The following is a 15,790-nucleotide window of genomic DNA, read 5'->3' on the forward strand; positions in this document are numbered from 1 at the left end:
CCTATCGATATCCAGTTCAGCAGCCGGTTGGATGGATGGCTGACTATCGAAGGCACTGCCGCCAGTAAGGGTGGCATAGGCGTCACCCGCGACGGGGGAAAACACTGGGACATCCACTTGCCGGACTCGATGCCAACTATCGTCTCAGTTACAGCGCTAGACGCAGAGCATGCCTGGATCGTTGGCGTAGACAAAGTCGGTCAGAGTGTCCTCATTCAAACTGACGATTCCGCCACTACCTGGAGGGCAGTGGACGTTGGTGCATCTCAGACCGGCAGTAGTGCCAACTAGACCCAATGATTACATAATCGGGAGTTCGGCCCCAAGGCCCTTGCACACTCGGGCCGTTGATAGCACGAACACCAGAGCGGATAAACGCCCTGGCACTGCATATTCACTCGGCCGTATTCATTTCGGAGGGCTATGTCATCAGCCTGATCCGCACCCCTTCGGGCGCGGATGTACTTATGCGGGGGCTGTCCCCGACTCACGGGGTCACCGTCTGCGGCCGGTAGAGGTCCGTGGGGTCGAAGCGGAGCACGGGGACGTAGGGGTTTCCCGGGATGGGACGGGTCGCCGGGCTTGACCCGGGCAGGCTCGCCACCACCACGGTGGGGCCGGTGAAGTCCGTGACGGTCGCCAGCGGGCGCGTCACCAGGTACCCCTCCCCGCGCGGCATCGGGGTCACCTCGTCCTCCATGAAGCCGTAGGGCTCACCCGGGACCACCTCGAAGAGCGCCCAGCTCAGGACAAAGCCCTCGCTCTCCGCCGCAGAGCGCACGCGCCGGGCGGCCGCCAGCAGCCAGCGGTTGAGCTCGCTCGCGTAGTCGCGCACGGCTTGGATCCAGTTGTCGTATTCCGCCAGCGGGACGATGCCCACCAGCAAGGTATTGTAATTGACGTCGCGGGCCAGCTGATAGTCCACGTGAAACAGTTCCTTGCCGCCGGCGCTGAACGTGGCGAACTCGGCGGCCAGCACCGTGCGGGCATCCATGACGGAGCGGACTTCCGCAAGGGACAGCGCACCGGACGCGGGCTTGGTCGCAGTGGAGTGCGACGTGTCGTCCGGCGGAGGCGGCAACAGCGTTACGGCCTCGGCCACCGGTGCGGCAGGCTGGTTCGCAGTCCCGGGTCGAGGCTCGTCGCTCTCAGACGGTTGGGTCGGGCCGACGGAATCTCCATTCTGTCCAGGCTCCTGCGGCTCTGGCTCCTGCTGCTCTACCTGGAACTGCCCGGGGACGGGCTCGGGAGCCGGGCCATAGGCGGAGGCGGCCACGCCGACGATCAGCCCCAGTGCGAGGGCCGCGGGGCTGGTGGCCAGCAGCACCCAGCGGGGCACCCTCCGGCGCGCGGGCGGGTCGGAATAGGTCATGCGCTGGTACAGGGCGCTCCCTCCGTTTCATACAAGGCGCAGGCAGTCGTACCGCCTGCGGCGAAATCCAATAAACATGATCAAGCGAGACGTGCTCGGGTTCACGGTTCTGATCGGCCTGGCGCTGGGCGCCTTCTGGGACGGTCTCTACGCGCCGGGCCAGCAGATGGTGGGCGTGTTGCTGGCCGCCGCCCTGGCGCTCAGGGCGCCCTCCGTGCGGCTTCACGGCAGCGAGTGGCTGGCCCTGCTGCTCCTGGCCGCGGGGGCAGCGGGGGGACTGGCCGCGCCAGCCGCCGCCGGTGCGGCGGCGCACGGTCCGGTGCTGGTCGCCGGCTGGGCCCTGGCCCTCATCGCGGGCCGGTCGTTCCGGCCCGGCGAGGCCGAGCCGGCCCTTGCGCGCTTCTGGGCGGCCACAGGTGCCCTCCTCGCTTTCGCCGGCATGCTCCTCATCTCCTTCACCGCGCCGCACCATTCGGGGAGGCTGGCCTCCTTCGTCGGCTACCCCATCGCCGTGGGCATGGCCGGTCTGCTCGGCCTGGCTGGTGCACTGCCGGACCTGGCGGCAGGGCGGCGCTGGGCGCCCGTCCTTGCCCTGGGCTGTGCCCTGGGGCTGCTGCTCTCCGGCTCCCGGGGCGTGTGGGCCGCCTTCGCGCTCGCGGTGGCGTACTTCTCGTGGGCCGCGTCGGACGTGCTCCGGGGCGCCCTGTCCCGCGCCTGGCCGGCCCTGCTCGCGGCCTTTGCCACCGCGCTCTGGGCCGCCCCGGCAGTACAGGGGCGGGACGCGCCGCGGCTCTGGCTGGTCCTGTTGCTCGCCCTATTGACGGTTGCAGTGGCGGAACGGTTTCACCACCTGCGGCCCGTGCGGCTGGCCGTGCTGACGGCGGCCCTGGCGGCGCTTGCCCTCGCCCCGGGCTGGGGCTGGCTCTGGGGCCGTGCGGCCATGCTTCCGCTCACCGATACCTCCTCGGCGGAGCGGCTGATTTTCCTGCGGGACGGCCTTGCCCTGGCCGCCGACCTGCCCCGGGGGGCGGGCTACCGCGCCTGGTCGGCGCTGCATCTGCAGGCGGCCAGTTACCCCTACTACTCCGCCGAGGTCCACTCGTCGCTGCTGGACGCCGCCCTCTCCTTCGGCTGGGCCGGCGCCGCGGCGTTTCTGCTGCTTTACGCCCGCCTTCTCCTCGGGCTGCGGCGCGGCCGCGCCTGGCCCCCGGCCCGGGTGGCCGTTCTGGGCGGGCTGGGCGCCCTGGTCCTCCATGCGCTGGTCGACTGGGAGCTGAGCTACGGCTTCTTCATGTTCCCCCTGTGGTTCGGCTTCGGGTTGCTGGGGGACGGGCCGGTTCTGGCTGCGCCGGCAGCCGTGGGCGGTCGGGGCTGGGTCTGGCCCCGGTGGCTCACGGCGGCTCTGGCCGGCCTGGCCCTGGCGGGCGCGCTGCTGCTTGGGGCCGCCGACGCGGCGGTCGACCTGGCCGCCGGGAGCCTGAGCTCCGGCTCGCCGGCAGCTTCCCTGCGCCACGCAGGCGCAGCGGTGGCGCTCGCCCCCTGGAACGACCTCGCCCACGGCTACCGGGGGGCCGCGCTGGCCCAGTTCGGGCGGGGGGAGGAGGCGCTTGCGGCTCTCGCCCGCGCCCGGGAACTCGGCCCGCGGGAGCCCTGGTACGCGCGCCTGCAGGCGGAGGAACTGGGCCGGCAGCGGCGCTGGGACGAGGCGGCCGCGGCCTGGCGGGAGTACGTGCGGCTCTGGCCCTGGGAGACCGAGGCGTACGCGGCGGCGGTCTCCGCCCATCTGGACTACCTGGAGCGCGCCCAGGCGGCCGGCGACACCGCAGCCGCCGCCCGCCTCGCGAAGAGCGGGCTGGCGGTCCTGGACAGACTGGAGGGGCAGAAGGCGCTGGAGCCGGGCGACGCCCCCCGGAAGGGGCTGGAGGTGGATCGGCCCCTCTTCCGCGAGGCGAGGCAGGTGTTGGAGCGGTGGGTTGCGAGCGGTGAGTCGTGAGTGGGGCGTGGGCTGTGCCGGCCGCCCGGACGCCGGGGTGGCAGGCGGCTCCGGCCGTTTGGGGACCGACCGCCGGGCCGGTCCGACGCGTGGCGGGAAGCGAAGTCGGGCAACCTCACTATGGTCCCGGCCACCGGCCCGGGGGGCTGGCGGAGTCCTGCCGCTTTCTGGCTGAGGCCTTGTGGTATACTGAAGTTGCGACCTCTGGATGAAACCTCTGTGAAAGGTGTGGTGTGCTATGGAGTACCGTCGACTGGGACGGAGCGGCCTGAAGATCAGCGAGATCTCTCTGGGAAGCTGGCTCACCTACGGCACGCGGGTCGAGGCGGAGGCCGCCAAGGCCTGCATTCGCAAGGCTTACGAACTCGGCGTCAACCACTTCGACTGCGCCGTGGTCTACGGCTCCCGGCCGCACGAGGCGGAAGAGGTGGTGGGCGAGGCCCTGCGCGAGTTCCCCCGCCACACCTATACCGTGACATCCAAGGTGTTCTGGAAGGTGGGTCCATCCACCTATGACCAGGGGCTGTCGCGGAAGCACATCATCGAGCGGGTCGAGATGAGCCTGAAGGCGATGAAGCTCGACTATATCGACATCTACTACGCCCACCGTTACGACCCGCAGACCGACCTGGAGGAGACCCTGCGGGCCTTCGACGACCTGGTCGCCCAGGGCAAGATCCTCTACTACGGCTTCTCCCAGTGGACCCCGGCCCAGGTGGAGAACATGATGGCCATCGTGGACAAGCGGAACCTCCGCCGCCCGGTGGCGAGCCAGCCGGTCTACAACATGCTGGACCGGTACATCGAGAACGAGATCATGCCCATCTGCCAGCGTGAAGGCATCGGGCAGATTGTCTTCTCGCCGCTGGCGCAGGGCGTCCTCACCGGCAAGTACTTGCCGGGCATGACGCTGCGGGAGGGCTGCCGGGGTGCCGTCCCAAAGGTGGGGCAGTTCGTGAAGCGCTACCTGAGCGACGAGGAGATGCTGGAGCGCATCCAGAAGCTGCGCCCCATCGCCGAGCGGAACGGCCTCACCATGGCCCAGCTCGCCCTGGCCTGGGTGCTCAGGCGGCCCGAGGTGACCTCCGCCCTCATCGGCGCCTCCCGGCCCGAGCAGGTGGAGGAGAACGTCAAGGCTTCCGGCGTGAAGCTTTCCGAAGAGGACCTGAAGGAGATCGACGAGGTGCTGGGCCAGGCGCAGTAGCCTGGCCCCTCTCGTGACTTCGCTGTGAAGGAGGCCCCTGATGGAAGAGATCGACCGCGAGCGGCTGAGGGAAGTCCTGGAGTTCATCCGCAGCCACGTGCCGCAGATGGTGCTGAAGCACCTGGAGCCGGAGCTGGCCGCGATCGAGGGCTACATCGTGAACGCCCGGCCGCCCCGCATTGCGCTGGTGGGGCGGCGAGGGTCGGGCAAGTCGAGCCTGGTCAACGCCATCTTCGGCGAGCCCCGGGCCGAGACAGGCGCCGTGCTGGCCACCACGCCCGCGGGCACCTGGTACCAGTACGAGGGACCTGCAGGGGCGCTGGAGGTGCTGGACACCCGTGGCCTGGGCGAGGGCGAACGCCCGGCGGGGGCATCGGAGGACGATGCCGTCGCCGCCAGTCTGAAGGCGGTGCGCGACCGTTGCCCCGACGCGATCCTCTTCGTCATCAAGGCCTCCGACGTGGACGTTTGGATCCAGGAGGACCTGGCCCAGGTCAAGGCCCTGCGCGACGCCATCGCCCGCCGGCACGGAATTGTGCCGCCGGTGATCGGCGTCCTCACGCAAGTGGACCTCCTCAGCCCGGCCGACGTGTCCGAGCCGCCCTACGATGACCCGGAAAAGCAGGCCAACATCGCCCTGGCCCGGGAGAAGCTGTCCGAGCGGATGGCCCGGGTGCTGGACGAGCCGGTGCGGGTCTTCGCCACCTCCGCCTATATGCGCTACCGCGACGGCGTGCTGGTGGTGGACCGCCGTTGGCAGATCGACGAGTTGGTGGACTACCTGGTGGAGCAGCTGCCCGACGAGGCGCAGCTCACCATGGGCCGGGTGGCGGGAATCCGGTCGGCGCAGGCCAAGATCGCCGGTGCGCTGATCCAGTCCACCGCCTCGGCCGCCTCCGCCGTCGCCGCCACGCCGCTTCCCCTGGCGGACATGCCGATCCTTACGGCCATGCAGGTGCTGATGGTGACCGGCATCGCCTACCTGGCGGGGCGGCGGCTCTCCCGGGAGGCGGCCCTGGAGTTCATGGCTGCTCTGGGCCTGAACGTCGGCGCGGGCTTCGCCCTGCGGGAGGTTGCCCGGGGCCTCTCCAAGTGGCTGCTGCCCGGCGGTGGGTCACTCATCTCCGCCGGCGTGGCCTACTGGGGCACCTACGCTCTGGGGCAGGCGGCGGTGGCCTACTACATCGAGAACCAGCCCATCGAGGCTGCCCGGAAGCTGCTGGAGCAGGGCCGGGAGAAGGCGAGAACCTTAAGAAAGCCGTAAGATTTGGCCAGAGACGGCCGAAAGAAACACACGGTAATGTGGAGAGCGAGCCCGGGGAAGCGGAACCGGACGGGCGGCGGACCCGGCCCGCTGGTGCCCGCGACCCAGGGCACCCCAGGACGGCAGAGGCAGAAAGGGCCGGTGGCCCTGGCGGCCGGAGGGAGCGAGGATGGCGGAACCGCTGATTCTGGTGGTGGACGATGAGCAGGCGATCACGGACCTGATCGAGATTCACCTGCTGAGTGAGGGCTATAGGGTGCGCAAGGCCGCAAGTGGGGCCGAAGCCCTGCGGATCGTGCGGGAGGAGCACCCCGACCTGGTGATCCTGGACATCATGATGCCGGGCATGGATGGCCTCGAGGTCTGCCGGGAGATCCGGCGGGAGCGCAACGTGCCGATTCTGATGCTCAGCGCCAAGTCGGAGGACGTGGACAAAATCCTGGGCCTGAAGATCGGCGCTGACGACTACCTCACCAAGCCCTTCAACCCGTTGGAGCTGATGGCCCGGGTGAAGGCGCAGCTGCGCCGCTACCTCACGCTGAATCCCGCTTCGGCCCGTCAGCCGGACGTGATCACGGTGGGCGGCGTGGAGATCGACCGGGCGGGTCGCTCCGTGACGAAGGACGGGCGGGAGGTGGACCTCACGCCCACCGAGTTCGAGATCCTCCTGCTGCTGGCATCGCACCCCGGACGGGTCTTCAGTTCGGAGGAGATCTTCGAACGGGTCTGGAAGGAACGGTACTTCCAGTCCAACAACACGGTGATGGTCCACATCCGCCGGCTGAGGGAGAAGGTGGAGGACGACCCCAGTCACCCCACGCTGATCAAGACCGTCTGGGGGGTCGGTTACAAAATTGAGAACTAAGGCTGCGCTGAGCCTGCGCTGGCAGCTCATCCTTACGTTCGCTGCCAGCGGCCTGCTGGCCGCCGCCTCCACTCTCGCGCTGCTGGCCATCGCGGTGGCGGTGGGCAACACGTTCCGACCGGTCGAGGCCCTGCTGACCTTCCTGGCCAGAACGGTCGGGACCTGGCCCGTGATGCTGGCCACCGGTGTCGTACTGCTCTTCATCTGGTACGTCGTGCTCAGCCAGCCGCTGGTCCGCTATATCGAGGCCATGAGCCGGGCGATGCAGGAAGTGGCGCACGGCAACTACGACGTCGCGCTCCCTTACCGGCAGCCCGACGAACTGGGCGTCCTGGGGCAGAACCTGACGGCCATGGCGCGGCAGGTGAAATCGGCGATCGAAGGGGAGCGGCGGGCGAATCAGGCCCGCTACGAGCTGATCACCGCCGTCTCGCACGACCTGAGGACCCCTCTGACGTCGGTGCTCGGATACCTGCAGCTCATCGACGAGGACCGGTATCGGGACGAGGTGGAGCTGCGCTACTACGTCGACATGGCCTATGAAAAAGCGAAGCAGCTGAAGCGGCTGATCGACCAGCTCTTCGAGTTCACCCGCACCAGCCACGGGGGCATCGTGCTGCGGCCGGTGGCCATCAACCCGGCGGAACTCCTGGAGCAGGTGGCGGAGGAGTTCGTCCCCGCCCTGCGCGCCGCGGGGATGGAGTACCGCCTGAAGCTACCCCCCGACCGGGTGACCATCACCGCAGACCCCGACCTGCTGGTGCGGGCGCTGGAGAACCTCATCTCCAACGCCATCCGCTACGGAAAGGAGGGCAAGGTGGTCGAGCTCGAGCTGGAGGTGCGGGAGGCTGAGCGGGCGGTGCTCATGCGGGTTGCGAACCGCGGCAACCCGATCCCGGTGCACCTGCTCGACCGCATCTTCGACAGTTTCTACCGGGGCGAGACCTCCCGGTCCCGCCAGACCGGCGGCGCCGGCCTTGGACTGGCCATCGTGAAGAACATCGTCACGCTCCACGGCGGCAGCGTGCGGGCGATCAACGAGACCGAGCGCACCGTGTTCGAGATCCGGCTGCCCATGGGCGCCCACGCGGGATACCAGGCGCTCCCCGGATCGGCGGGGTGATCGACGAACGTCTCTGGCCCGGGCGAGGCCGCACGCTGCAACGCTCGCAGCGTCCCCGGTCTGGGGCGTCGGAATGTGACACGTCCCCCGGTCGGGTGCGCCAGAGCGCGGAGGACAGCGCCCAGGCCAGGAGAGATGGGACGGCGTGGGCGGATGCCCCCGAGTGCGATGCGATATGGCAACCCACATCGAGACGAGGTCGTTGCGGCCGGGTTTCTGTGGCGGCGTCCACGGAAGCCCGGCTGCCGTGTCGGGGCTCCGTTCCGCCGTGGCCGAGGCGTCGTGCGCCCCGACGCCCATTCTGCGCGCCGGCAGTGAGACGCCTTCCCTCCGAGTTGGGTTCGGAGGGGGGGTAGGAAGGCGTCTTCGGAGATAGAGGGAAAAAAGGACCGGTATTTTCCCCGAGATCGGGGGAATTTCTGCCCCCTATTTGCCCCGGAGTAGGGGTTTTTGCTGTCCCGAGGGGTGAACACGTCTCCCGCAAGAGCCCGTCGAGGGGTGTTGACGGGCCGGATCTACTCCCGGGGGGTATGGATGCGCCGCGATAGGGGGCAAGAATTCCCCCTAATTGGGCAAAAATAGGGGGCTGATTTTCCCCCTATTTCTGAATGCCCGGCTGGCCGGCCCGGTCCCCGGCACCGTCCGGGCGTGCGCCAGGGAGACGTTGCGCAGGGGCCGGATGCGCTGCGGGATCAGACCTCCGAGCGGCGCAGCGGGTCGCGGACCCCGTCGTGAGACGCCTTAAGAAACCCGTAAGCCGCAGGTGAAGCGGCGGTAAGGTCGGTGCGCTATGGTAGGCATGTAGCAACGCGAAGGGAGATGCCTGCCTTGCACATCCGCAAACGCTTACGCACGGCGCTCCTCCTTGGGGCCGTCGCACTGGCCGTCTGGGGCGCCCGGCCCGCCGCAGCCGTGGACCCGGGCCGGGAGGTGCAGGAAATCGGCCGCTGGATCCGGGAGCGCCAGGAAGAACTCGCCCCGACTCCGCAAGGCGACCCGGTCTGGCCGGTCCCGGGGTACACCGAGGTCACGTCTGGGTATGGCCTTCGCCTGCACCCCGTGCTGAGGCGGCTTCGGCTGCATGCGGGGGTTGACATCGGGGCGCCGGAAGGGGCCCCTGCGGTCGCCTGCCTGGACGGCGTGGTGCTCGTCGTCGCCTCCCTTCCCGCGTATGGGCAGATCGTCGTGATCGACCACGGGGGGCGGCTGGCCAGCGTGTACGCTCACCTCTCCGGGGTGGCGGTGCGGGAGGGGGAGCGGGTGACCCGCGGGGCGCGCGTCGGCAGCGTGGGCGCCACCGGCCAGGTGACGGGTCCGCACCTGCATTTCGAGCTCCGGCACGACGGCGAGCCGCTGGACCCCGCCGGACTCCTCGACGGACTCCTGTGAGTGGTCTTGCCCCACCGCTCAGGGATTGTTATACTGGGCTCTAACAAATCCATACCCTGCTCGATTCATCGAGAGTGGCGGAGGGACTGGCCCTGTGATGCCACGGCAACCGGCTCCGGGCGGAGAACGGTGCCAATTCCAGCGGACGGCGGGTCCGAGAGATGAAGCGGGCGCAGCGAACTGTCTGCGAACCCTTCGTTCTCGAAGGGTTCTTTGTGTATGGGGGCCCGGGCGGCACATCCGGGCTGGGGAGGCGAGACATGTGGCACGGCTCTTGAACAGGCTGCAGCAGGGTGCCTTCTGCGTGACGGTGGAGATCGACCCGCCCCGGGGGGCGAGCGTGACAAAGACCCTGGAGCGGGTGCGCCGCTTCGCCGACAGGGTCGACGCGGTGAACGTGGCCGACTGCCCGATGGCCAACGTCAGGATGAGCCCCATCACCCTGGCGCACCTGCTGCAGCGGGACGGTCAGGTGGAGGCGATCTTCCACCTGACCACCCGCGACCGCAACGTGATCGGTCTGCAGGCGGAACTGCTGGGGGCGGCGGGGCTGGGGGTCCGCAACATCCTGGCCCTGCGGGGCGACAACCCCGAGCAGGGCGACCACCCCGGGGCCCGCGGCGTCTTCGAGGTGGATACGATCGGGCTGATCCGCCTGGCGGCCACCCTCAACCGCGGGCAGACGCTCTCCGGGGGTGCGCTGGATCACCCCACCGACTTCGCCATCGGCTGCGCCTGCAACCCCGCCGCGGCGGACCTGGAGGCCGAGGTTTCACGGCTGGAGCAGAAGGTCGAGGCGGGGGCACACTTTGCGCAGACCCAGCCCATCTTCGACCCGCGGCAGTTGGAGCGCTTCCAGGCGAAGCTGGCGGGGCGGGTGCGGATCCCCATCCTGTACGGCATCCTGCCCCTGAAGAGCTACGACTTCGCCCTGCGCATGAACCGGGACGTGCCCGGCATCGTGGTCCCCGACCCCATCCTCGACCGGATGCGCGACCGGGGCGAGGAGGAGGGCCTGCGGCTCGTGGCTGAACTCCTGCGGGAGATCGGCCCGCACGTCCACGGCGTGCACATCTTCCCGATGAACAGTGCGCGCCTGGCCGTGGCGGTGCTGGACATCATCGACGAACTGGGGCTGCGCCGGTCCCGGCGCCAGGGAGAGTAGTGCCGGGCGAGGCGGATCATGGGGCCTGCGGCGCTCGGTGACTGCGGCGCCGGTGAGTGGCCCGGGGCCGCGGCAGCGCCCGGGGGCCGCACCCCAGGCCCGCCGTCTCGCCGAGAGGGGTGAAGCCATGCTGGCGCATACGATCCTGCGGCCCCCCGCCGCCCAGCTGTCCCTTCCGCCCCAGGACGTGCTGCGCCTCCTGGGCTACCGGGAGGGGCGCACCCGCCTCACCCGGCGGGACGAGGAACTGGTGGAGAGGGGCATGCGGCTTGCCCGCGACGCGGCGGCACCAGCCGCGAGCGTGGCCTGCTGCGCCGCCCGCGTGGACGGCGAGTGGGTGCGCACCGGCGCCCCGGAAGTCGCCTGGCGCTCCCGCACCCTGGCCAGGCTGCTGGCGGGTACGGAAGGCGTCACCCTGGTCGCGGCGACTCTGGGGCCCGACGTGGACAGGCTGATCGAAGAACTGTTCCAGCGGGAGGAGTACGCCCTGGCCACCGTCGTGGACGCGGCCGGCTCCGCCCTGGTCCACGGGCTGGCGAAGTGGGTGCGGGAGACGCTGACCGGGGGCGGGCTCACCCCCCTGTACGCACCCGGGTACGGCGACTGGCCGGTGGAGGAGCAGATCCGCCTGGTGGAACTGGCCGGCGGGCCGGCGATCGGCGTGACGTGCACGCCGACGTGCTACCTGCAGCCCCGGAAGTCGCTGGTCGGGCTGTTCGGCTGGCAGCCTGCCGGGGCTCCGGAGCGGCCGGCCCTCGGCTGCAGCCGTTGCGCGAAGGTGGATTGCCCGTACAGGGTCCGCAGGGCGCCGGTCACCGGGGCGGCGCCCCGACGGGGATAGGTGGGCGGGGCAAGCGGAAGAGGCCCGGGCCGTCCGGCCGGGGTGCGCCCCGGGAAAGCGGACGGCGGTGCGGTGAGCGGTGCAGGCCCGGGAGCCCCGTGGGACTTGACGCCACTGCACGGATTCGAAGGAGGGGATGATGCGATGGGGCTGCTTGACCTCCTGGGCCGGGAGGTCCTGGTCTGCGACGGAGCGATGGGCACGATGCTGCAGGCGCACGGACTGCCCGCCGGAGCGTGCCCGGACCTGTGGAACCTGGAGCGGCCGGACGCGGTGATGGCCGTCCATCGGGCCTACGTGGAGGCCGGGGCGCAGATTATCGAGACCAACACCTTCGGCTCCACGCCGATCCGGCTCTCCCACTACGGCCTCGCGGATCGGTGCCACGACATCACCGTCGCCGGGGTGCGCTGCGCCCGGGAGGCCGCGGCGGGTCGGGCCCTGGTCGCGGGGTCGATGGGGCCTCTGGGTGCGCTGGTGGAGCCGCTGGGCGACCTCACCTTCGCTGCAGCCTACGCCCAGTTCGCCGCCCAGGCGCGGGCCTTTGCCGAGGCGCGGCCCGACTTCATCATCATCGAGACCATCGCCGACCTGAACGAACTCCGGGCAGCGGTGCTGGCCTGCAGGGATCATGCTCCTTCCCTCAAGCTGATCGCCCAGATCACCATCGACCCCAGCGGCCGCGCCTTCACCGGCACCGATCCCGAGACGGCCGCCCTGGTGCTGCAGTCGCTGGGCGTGGACGTGATCGGCCTCAACTGCTCGGTCGGCCCGGACCTGATGGTGGAAGCCGTGGCCCGCATGGCCCGGGTGGCCCGGGTGCCCATCTCGGCCCAGCCCAACGCCGGGCTGCCGCTGCTCCAGCCCGATGGCACCACCCGGTTTCCCATGGGGCCCGCAGACTTCGCCGCCTACGGCCCGAAGCTGGTCGCCGCCGGGGCGTCCGTGGTGGGCGGTTGCTGCGGCACCACGCCGGAGCACATCCGCCGGCTCCGGGCGGCGGTGGAGGGTCTCCGGCCGGCGGGCCGCCCCGGTCCCCTCGCCCATACCCTGGGCCTCGCGTCCCGCACCCGCTCGCTCTTCTTCGTGGAGCAGAACCTTCCGGTGGTGATCGGCGAACGCATCAACCCGACGGGCCGGAAGCTGCTGACGAAGGACATCCGGGAAGGCACTTTCGCCCGGGTGCGGGCGGAGGCGAGGCGGCAGGTCGAGGCCGGGGCCGCGGTGCTGGACGTGAACGTGGGCGTGCCGCTCATCGATGAGCCGGCGGCGATGGCCCGGGCCGTGCGGGTGATCCAGGAGGCGGTGGACGTCCCGCTCTGCCTCGACTCGCCCAACGCCGCCGCCCTGGAGGCGGGCCTCAAGGCCTGCGTCGGCAAGCCGCTCATCAACTCGTTCAGCCTGGAGGAGGGGCGCGCCGAGGCGGTGCTGCCCCTGGCGAAGCGCTACGGCGCCGCCGTGCTGGGTCTCACCATCGACGAGAAGGGCATCCCGTCCTCCGCCGAGCAGCGGGTGGCGATCGCCCGCCGGCTCGTGGAGGCGGCGGAGGCGTACGGCATCTCCCGGCACGACGTGGTCATCGACCCGCTGGCGCTCACCGCAGGGGCCCAGCAGGCCCAGGCCCGGGAGACGCTCAAGGCCGTGCAGCGGATCACGGAGGAGCTGGGGGTGCTCACCTCACTGGGGGTCTCCAACGTCTCCTTCGGCCTGCCCAACCGGCCGTTCCTGAACAGCGTCTACCTCACCATGGCCGTGACCATGGGGCTCTCCATGGCCATCCTGAACCCGCTGGACGAACGGATGATGGACACCATCCGGGCCCTGCGGCTCCTGCTCAACCGGGACCGCAATGCCCGCACCTACATGGAGGTGGTGGGCCCCAAGCGGCTGGTGCACACGGCGGAGGAGGCGCTGCAGGGGCAGAGTGCCCCCGCTGGTCCGGGCCCGGGTGCGACGGGTGCGCGTCCTTCTGCGCGCACCGCTGCTCAGCCGGGCGGGGCGGGAGCCGGCGGGCCCGTCCCTGACGCGGCGGGGGCGCCGGCAGGCGGCCCGCCCGCCGGCCCCGCTCCCGAGGGCCCAGCCGCACCCTCCGTTGCGGAGGGGTTCCCCGCACCGCCGGCTCCCCGGGACGAACTGGGGGCCAAGCTGTACCGGGCGGTGCTCGAGGGCGACCCGGAGGGCATCCTGCCGCTGGTGGAGCAGGGCCTGGCCGAGGGGCGGGACCCCATGGGCCTGCTCAACCAGTACCTGATCCCGGCCATCGAGGAGGTGGGCCGGCTCTTCGGCGAGGGCATCTACTTCCTGCCCCAGCTGATGCTCTCCGCCCAGGCGATGAAGAAGGCCTTTGCCCGCCTGAAGCCCGAGATCCAGAAGGCGAAGCGGGGCCAGACCGAGGTCGGCACCGTGGTGCTGGCCACGGTGGAGGGGGACATCCACGACATCGGCAAGAACATCGTGGCGGTGCTGCTGGAAAACTACGGCTTCCGGGTGATCGACCTGGGCCGCGACGTGAAGGCCGAGGTGGTGCTGGACGAGGCCCGTAGGGCGGGGGCGGACATCGTCGGCCTCTCGGCCCTGATGACCACCACCATGCCGCAGATGAAGCGGGTGATCGACCTCTTCGCCCGGGAGGGCTTCGACTGCCCGGTGATCATCGGCGGTGCGGCCACCACCCGGGCCTTTGCCGAGAGGATCGGCGCCCGGGGTCACGGCCGCGACGCCCAGGAGGCCGTGGCGCTGGCGCTGGAGATCATGAAGGAACGGGGCGCCCGGCGCAAGGAGTAGTCCGAGACGCGGTGCCGCTGTGAACGTGCCGGAGCCGGCGGGGCGGTGAAGCCCGTCGGGCGGCCGGGAAGGAACCGAAGGGAGGGATGGGCGTGGGCTGTCGCGTGAGGGCTGCGGGCCGTGAGTTCACGGTGCCCGAGGGGACCCTGCTGTCGGCGGCGCTGAACCGCGCAGGCGTGTTGATCGAGACCCCCTGCGGCGGGCGGGGGCAGTGCCGCAAGTGCCTGGTGCGGGTGACCCGCGGGGCGCCCGCACCCAGCCCGGCGGATCGGGAGCAGCTTTCCCCGGCCGAACTGGGCCAGGGTTTCCGCCTGGCCTGCCAGCTGCGGGTGGAGGGCGACCTGGAAGTGGCCGTGTTCCCCGCCGCGGCGGCCGACGCCCGCAAGGCCGGGCTGGGCGGGCTGAGCGGGCCGGTGGAGGTCGATCCCTGGGCGCCGCTCCGCCCGGCCGGCCCTTCGCTCGGTCTCGCCCTGGACGTGGGCACCACCACCCTGGCCGCCGCCCTGCTGGACCTCCGCACCGGGGAGGAGCTGGCCGTGCAGGCCGCGCCCAACCCCCAGGCTGCCTACGGGGCGGACCTGATGAGCCGCCTCTCCCATGCCATCCAGGGCGAGGCGGAGGCGCAGGAGCTCACCCGGCTGGTGCGGGAGGCCGCACTGCACCTGCTGGACGGGCTGCTCAGCAAGGCAGGGGCCCGGCGGGAGGACGTGGTGACCGGCACGCTCGTGGGGAACACGGTGATGCACCACCTCTTCCTGGGGCTTCCCGTCGCCGGCCTGGCGGCGGCGCCGTACACCCCGGCGCTGCTGGAGGGGCGGACGTTCGCCATCCCGGGTTTCCCACCTCTCTACGCCCTGCCGGGCATCGCCGGCTTTGTGGGCTCCGACGCGGTGGCCGCCGCCCTGGCTGCGGGCCTGGACGAGGGCGAGGGCACCATCCTGCTGGTGGACGTGGGCACCAACGGCGAGATCCTGCTGCGCCACGGCGGCCGGCTCTACGCCTGCTCCGCCCCGGCCGGCCCGGCGTTCGAGGGGGGCGAGATCAGCCAGGGAATGCGGGCCGGCCCCGGGGCTATTGAGGCGGTGCGCTTCGACGGGACCGACCTGGTGGTCGAGGTCATCCCCGGCCCCCGGGGACGCGCCGCATCCCCCAGTGCCGGATCGGCGGAGACAGGCAGAAGTGTTCGGGGCGGCCAGGGGCAGGGCAGCCTGTCCCAGGGCACCCCGGCCCGGGGGATCTGCGGCTCGGGGCTGCTGGACGCCGCTGCGGCGCTCCTGGACGCCTCGCTCCTGGACTGGACCGGCCGGCTCACCCGGACGGGCCCTGCCGCCCGGCGCATCGCCGCGGACGGCCTTTCGGTGGAACTGGCTCCGGGCGTCGGGCTCACCCAGCGGGACATCCGGGCACTCCAGCTGGCCAAGGGGGCCATCCGGGCGGGCATCGACCTGGTGCTGCAGGTGGCCGGCACCGGTCCCGAGGCGCTGGACGAGTTGCTGCTGGCCGGCGCCTTCGGCACGTACCTGCACCGGGAGAGCGCCCTGGCCGTCGGCCTGTTGCCCTCCATCCCACCCGATCGCATCCGGCCGGTCGGCAACGCCGCAGCCGCCGGCGCCAAGCTGGCGCTGCTCTCTGCCGGGGCGCGGGAGCGGGCGGAGAGGCTGGCCGCCAGTGCGCACTTCGTGGAACTGGCGACACACCCCGACTTCGAGGAGATCTTCATGGCGGCGCTTAACTTCCCAAGACGGTAAGCAGCGCTGGGCCCGCACGCCGGTGCGGGCCTGCCGCTTGTA

Annotated in this window: 11 protein-coding genes and 1 riboswitch; of the genes, 10 read left to right on the plus strand and 1 reads right to left on the minus strand. The window is 70.9% G+C overall.

Annotation, left to right across the window (positions count from 1 at the left end; translation table 11 throughout):
- Positions 1 to 487: 487 nt before the first annotated feature.
- Entirely contained in the window at positions 488 to 1,339 is an 852-nt protein-coding gene (locus AB2385_RS01500; protein WP_367653144.1) for a hypothetical protein, read from the minus strand.
- Between the two features lie 109 nt (positions 1,340 to 1,448).
- Here AB2385_RS01500 and AB2385_RS01505 point away from each other — a divergent pair, with 109 nt between their 5' ends.
- The 10 genes from AB2385_RS01505 to AB2385_RS01550 all read left to right on the plus strand — a co-directional run bounded on the left by AB2385_RS01505 (position 1,449) and on the right by AB2385_RS01550 (position 15,748).
- Positions 1,449 to 3,365, plus strand: a complete 1,917-nt coding sequence (locus AB2385_RS01505) for a hypothetical protein (protein WP_367653145.1) — start codon at positions 1,449 to 1,451, stop codon at positions 3,363 to 3,365.
- Between the two features lie 238 nt (positions 3,366 to 3,603).
- Positions 3,604 to 4,569 carry an aldo/keto reductase family protein gene (locus AB2385_RS01510; RefSeq protein ID WP_367653146.1) on the plus strand — a complete coding sequence of 322 codons (966 nt, stop codon included), beginning with the start codon at positions 3,604 to 3,606 and terminating at the stop codon, positions 4,567 to 4,569.
- 40 nt (positions 4,570 to 4,609) lie between these two features.
- On the plus strand, positions 4,610 to 5,833 hold the full coding sequence (locus AB2385_RS01515) for a GTPase family protein (protein WP_367653147.1): 1,224 nt from the start codon (positions 4,610 to 4,612) through the stop codon (positions 5,831 to 5,833).
- Positions 5,834 to 6,002: 169 nt separating this feature from the next.
- Positions 6,003 to 6,698, plus strand: coding sequence for a response regulator (locus AB2385_RS01520; RefSeq protein ID WP_367653148.1), 696 nt, complete (start codon positions 6,003 to 6,005; stop codon positions 6,696 to 6,698).
- The gene (locus tag AB2385_RS01525) at positions 6,688 to 7,821 is read left to right on the plus strand and encodes a sensor histidine kinase (RefSeq protein WP_367653149.1); all 1,134 of its coding nucleotides are present in this window, start codon (positions 6,688 to 6,690) and stop codon (positions 7,819 to 7,821) included. Before AB2385_RS01520 ends, AB2385_RS01525 begins: the two co-directional genes overlap by 11 nt.
- Positions 7,822 to 8,649: 828 nt before the next feature.
- On the plus strand, positions 8,650 to 9,210 hold the full coding sequence (locus tag AB2385_RS01530; RefSeq protein WP_367653150.1) for a M23 family metallopeptidase: 561 nt from the start codon (positions 8,650 to 8,652) through the stop codon (positions 9,208 to 9,210).
- Between the two features lie 62 nt (positions 9,211 to 9,272).
- Positions 9,273 to 9,378, plus strand: a riboswitch (SAM riboswitch).
- A gap of 94 nt (positions 9,379 to 9,472) precedes the next feature.
- Positions 9,473 to 10,375 carry a methylenetetrahydrofolate reductase gene (locus tag AB2385_RS01535; RefSeq protein WP_367653151.1) on the plus strand — a complete coding sequence of 301 codons (903 nt, stop codon included), beginning with the start codon at positions 9,473 to 9,475 and terminating at the stop codon, positions 10,373 to 10,375.
- Positions 10,376 to 10,502: 127 nt separating this feature from the next.
- The gene (locus AB2385_RS01540; RefSeq protein ID WP_367653152.1) at positions 10,503 to 11,216 is read left to right on the plus strand and encodes a hypothetical protein; all 714 of its coding nucleotides are present in this window, start codon (positions 10,503 to 10,505) and stop codon (positions 11,214 to 11,216) included.
- A 144-nt stretch (positions 11,217 to 11,360) separates the two neighbouring features.
- On the plus strand, positions 11,361 to 14,000 hold the full coding sequence (locus AB2385_RS01545) for a homocysteine S-methyltransferase family protein (protein ID WP_367653153.1): 2,640 nt from the start codon (positions 11,361 to 11,363) through the stop codon (positions 13,998 to 14,000).
- Between the two features lie 92 nt (positions 14,001 to 14,092).
- Positions 14,093 to 15,748 (plus strand): ASKHA domain-containing protein, encoded by a 1,656-nt coding sequence (locus tag AB2385_RS01550; RefSeq protein WP_367653154.1) that lies wholly within the window; start codon positions 14,093 to 14,095, stop codon positions 15,746 to 15,748.
- Positions 15,749 to 15,790: the final 42 nt, after the last annotated feature.

It is taken from the genome of Symbiobacterium sp., from assembly GCF_040797425.1.
In the GTDB taxonomy this organism is placed as follows: domain Bacteria; phylum Bacillota; class Sulfobacillia; order Symbiobacteriales; family Symbiobacteriaceae; genus Symbiobacterium.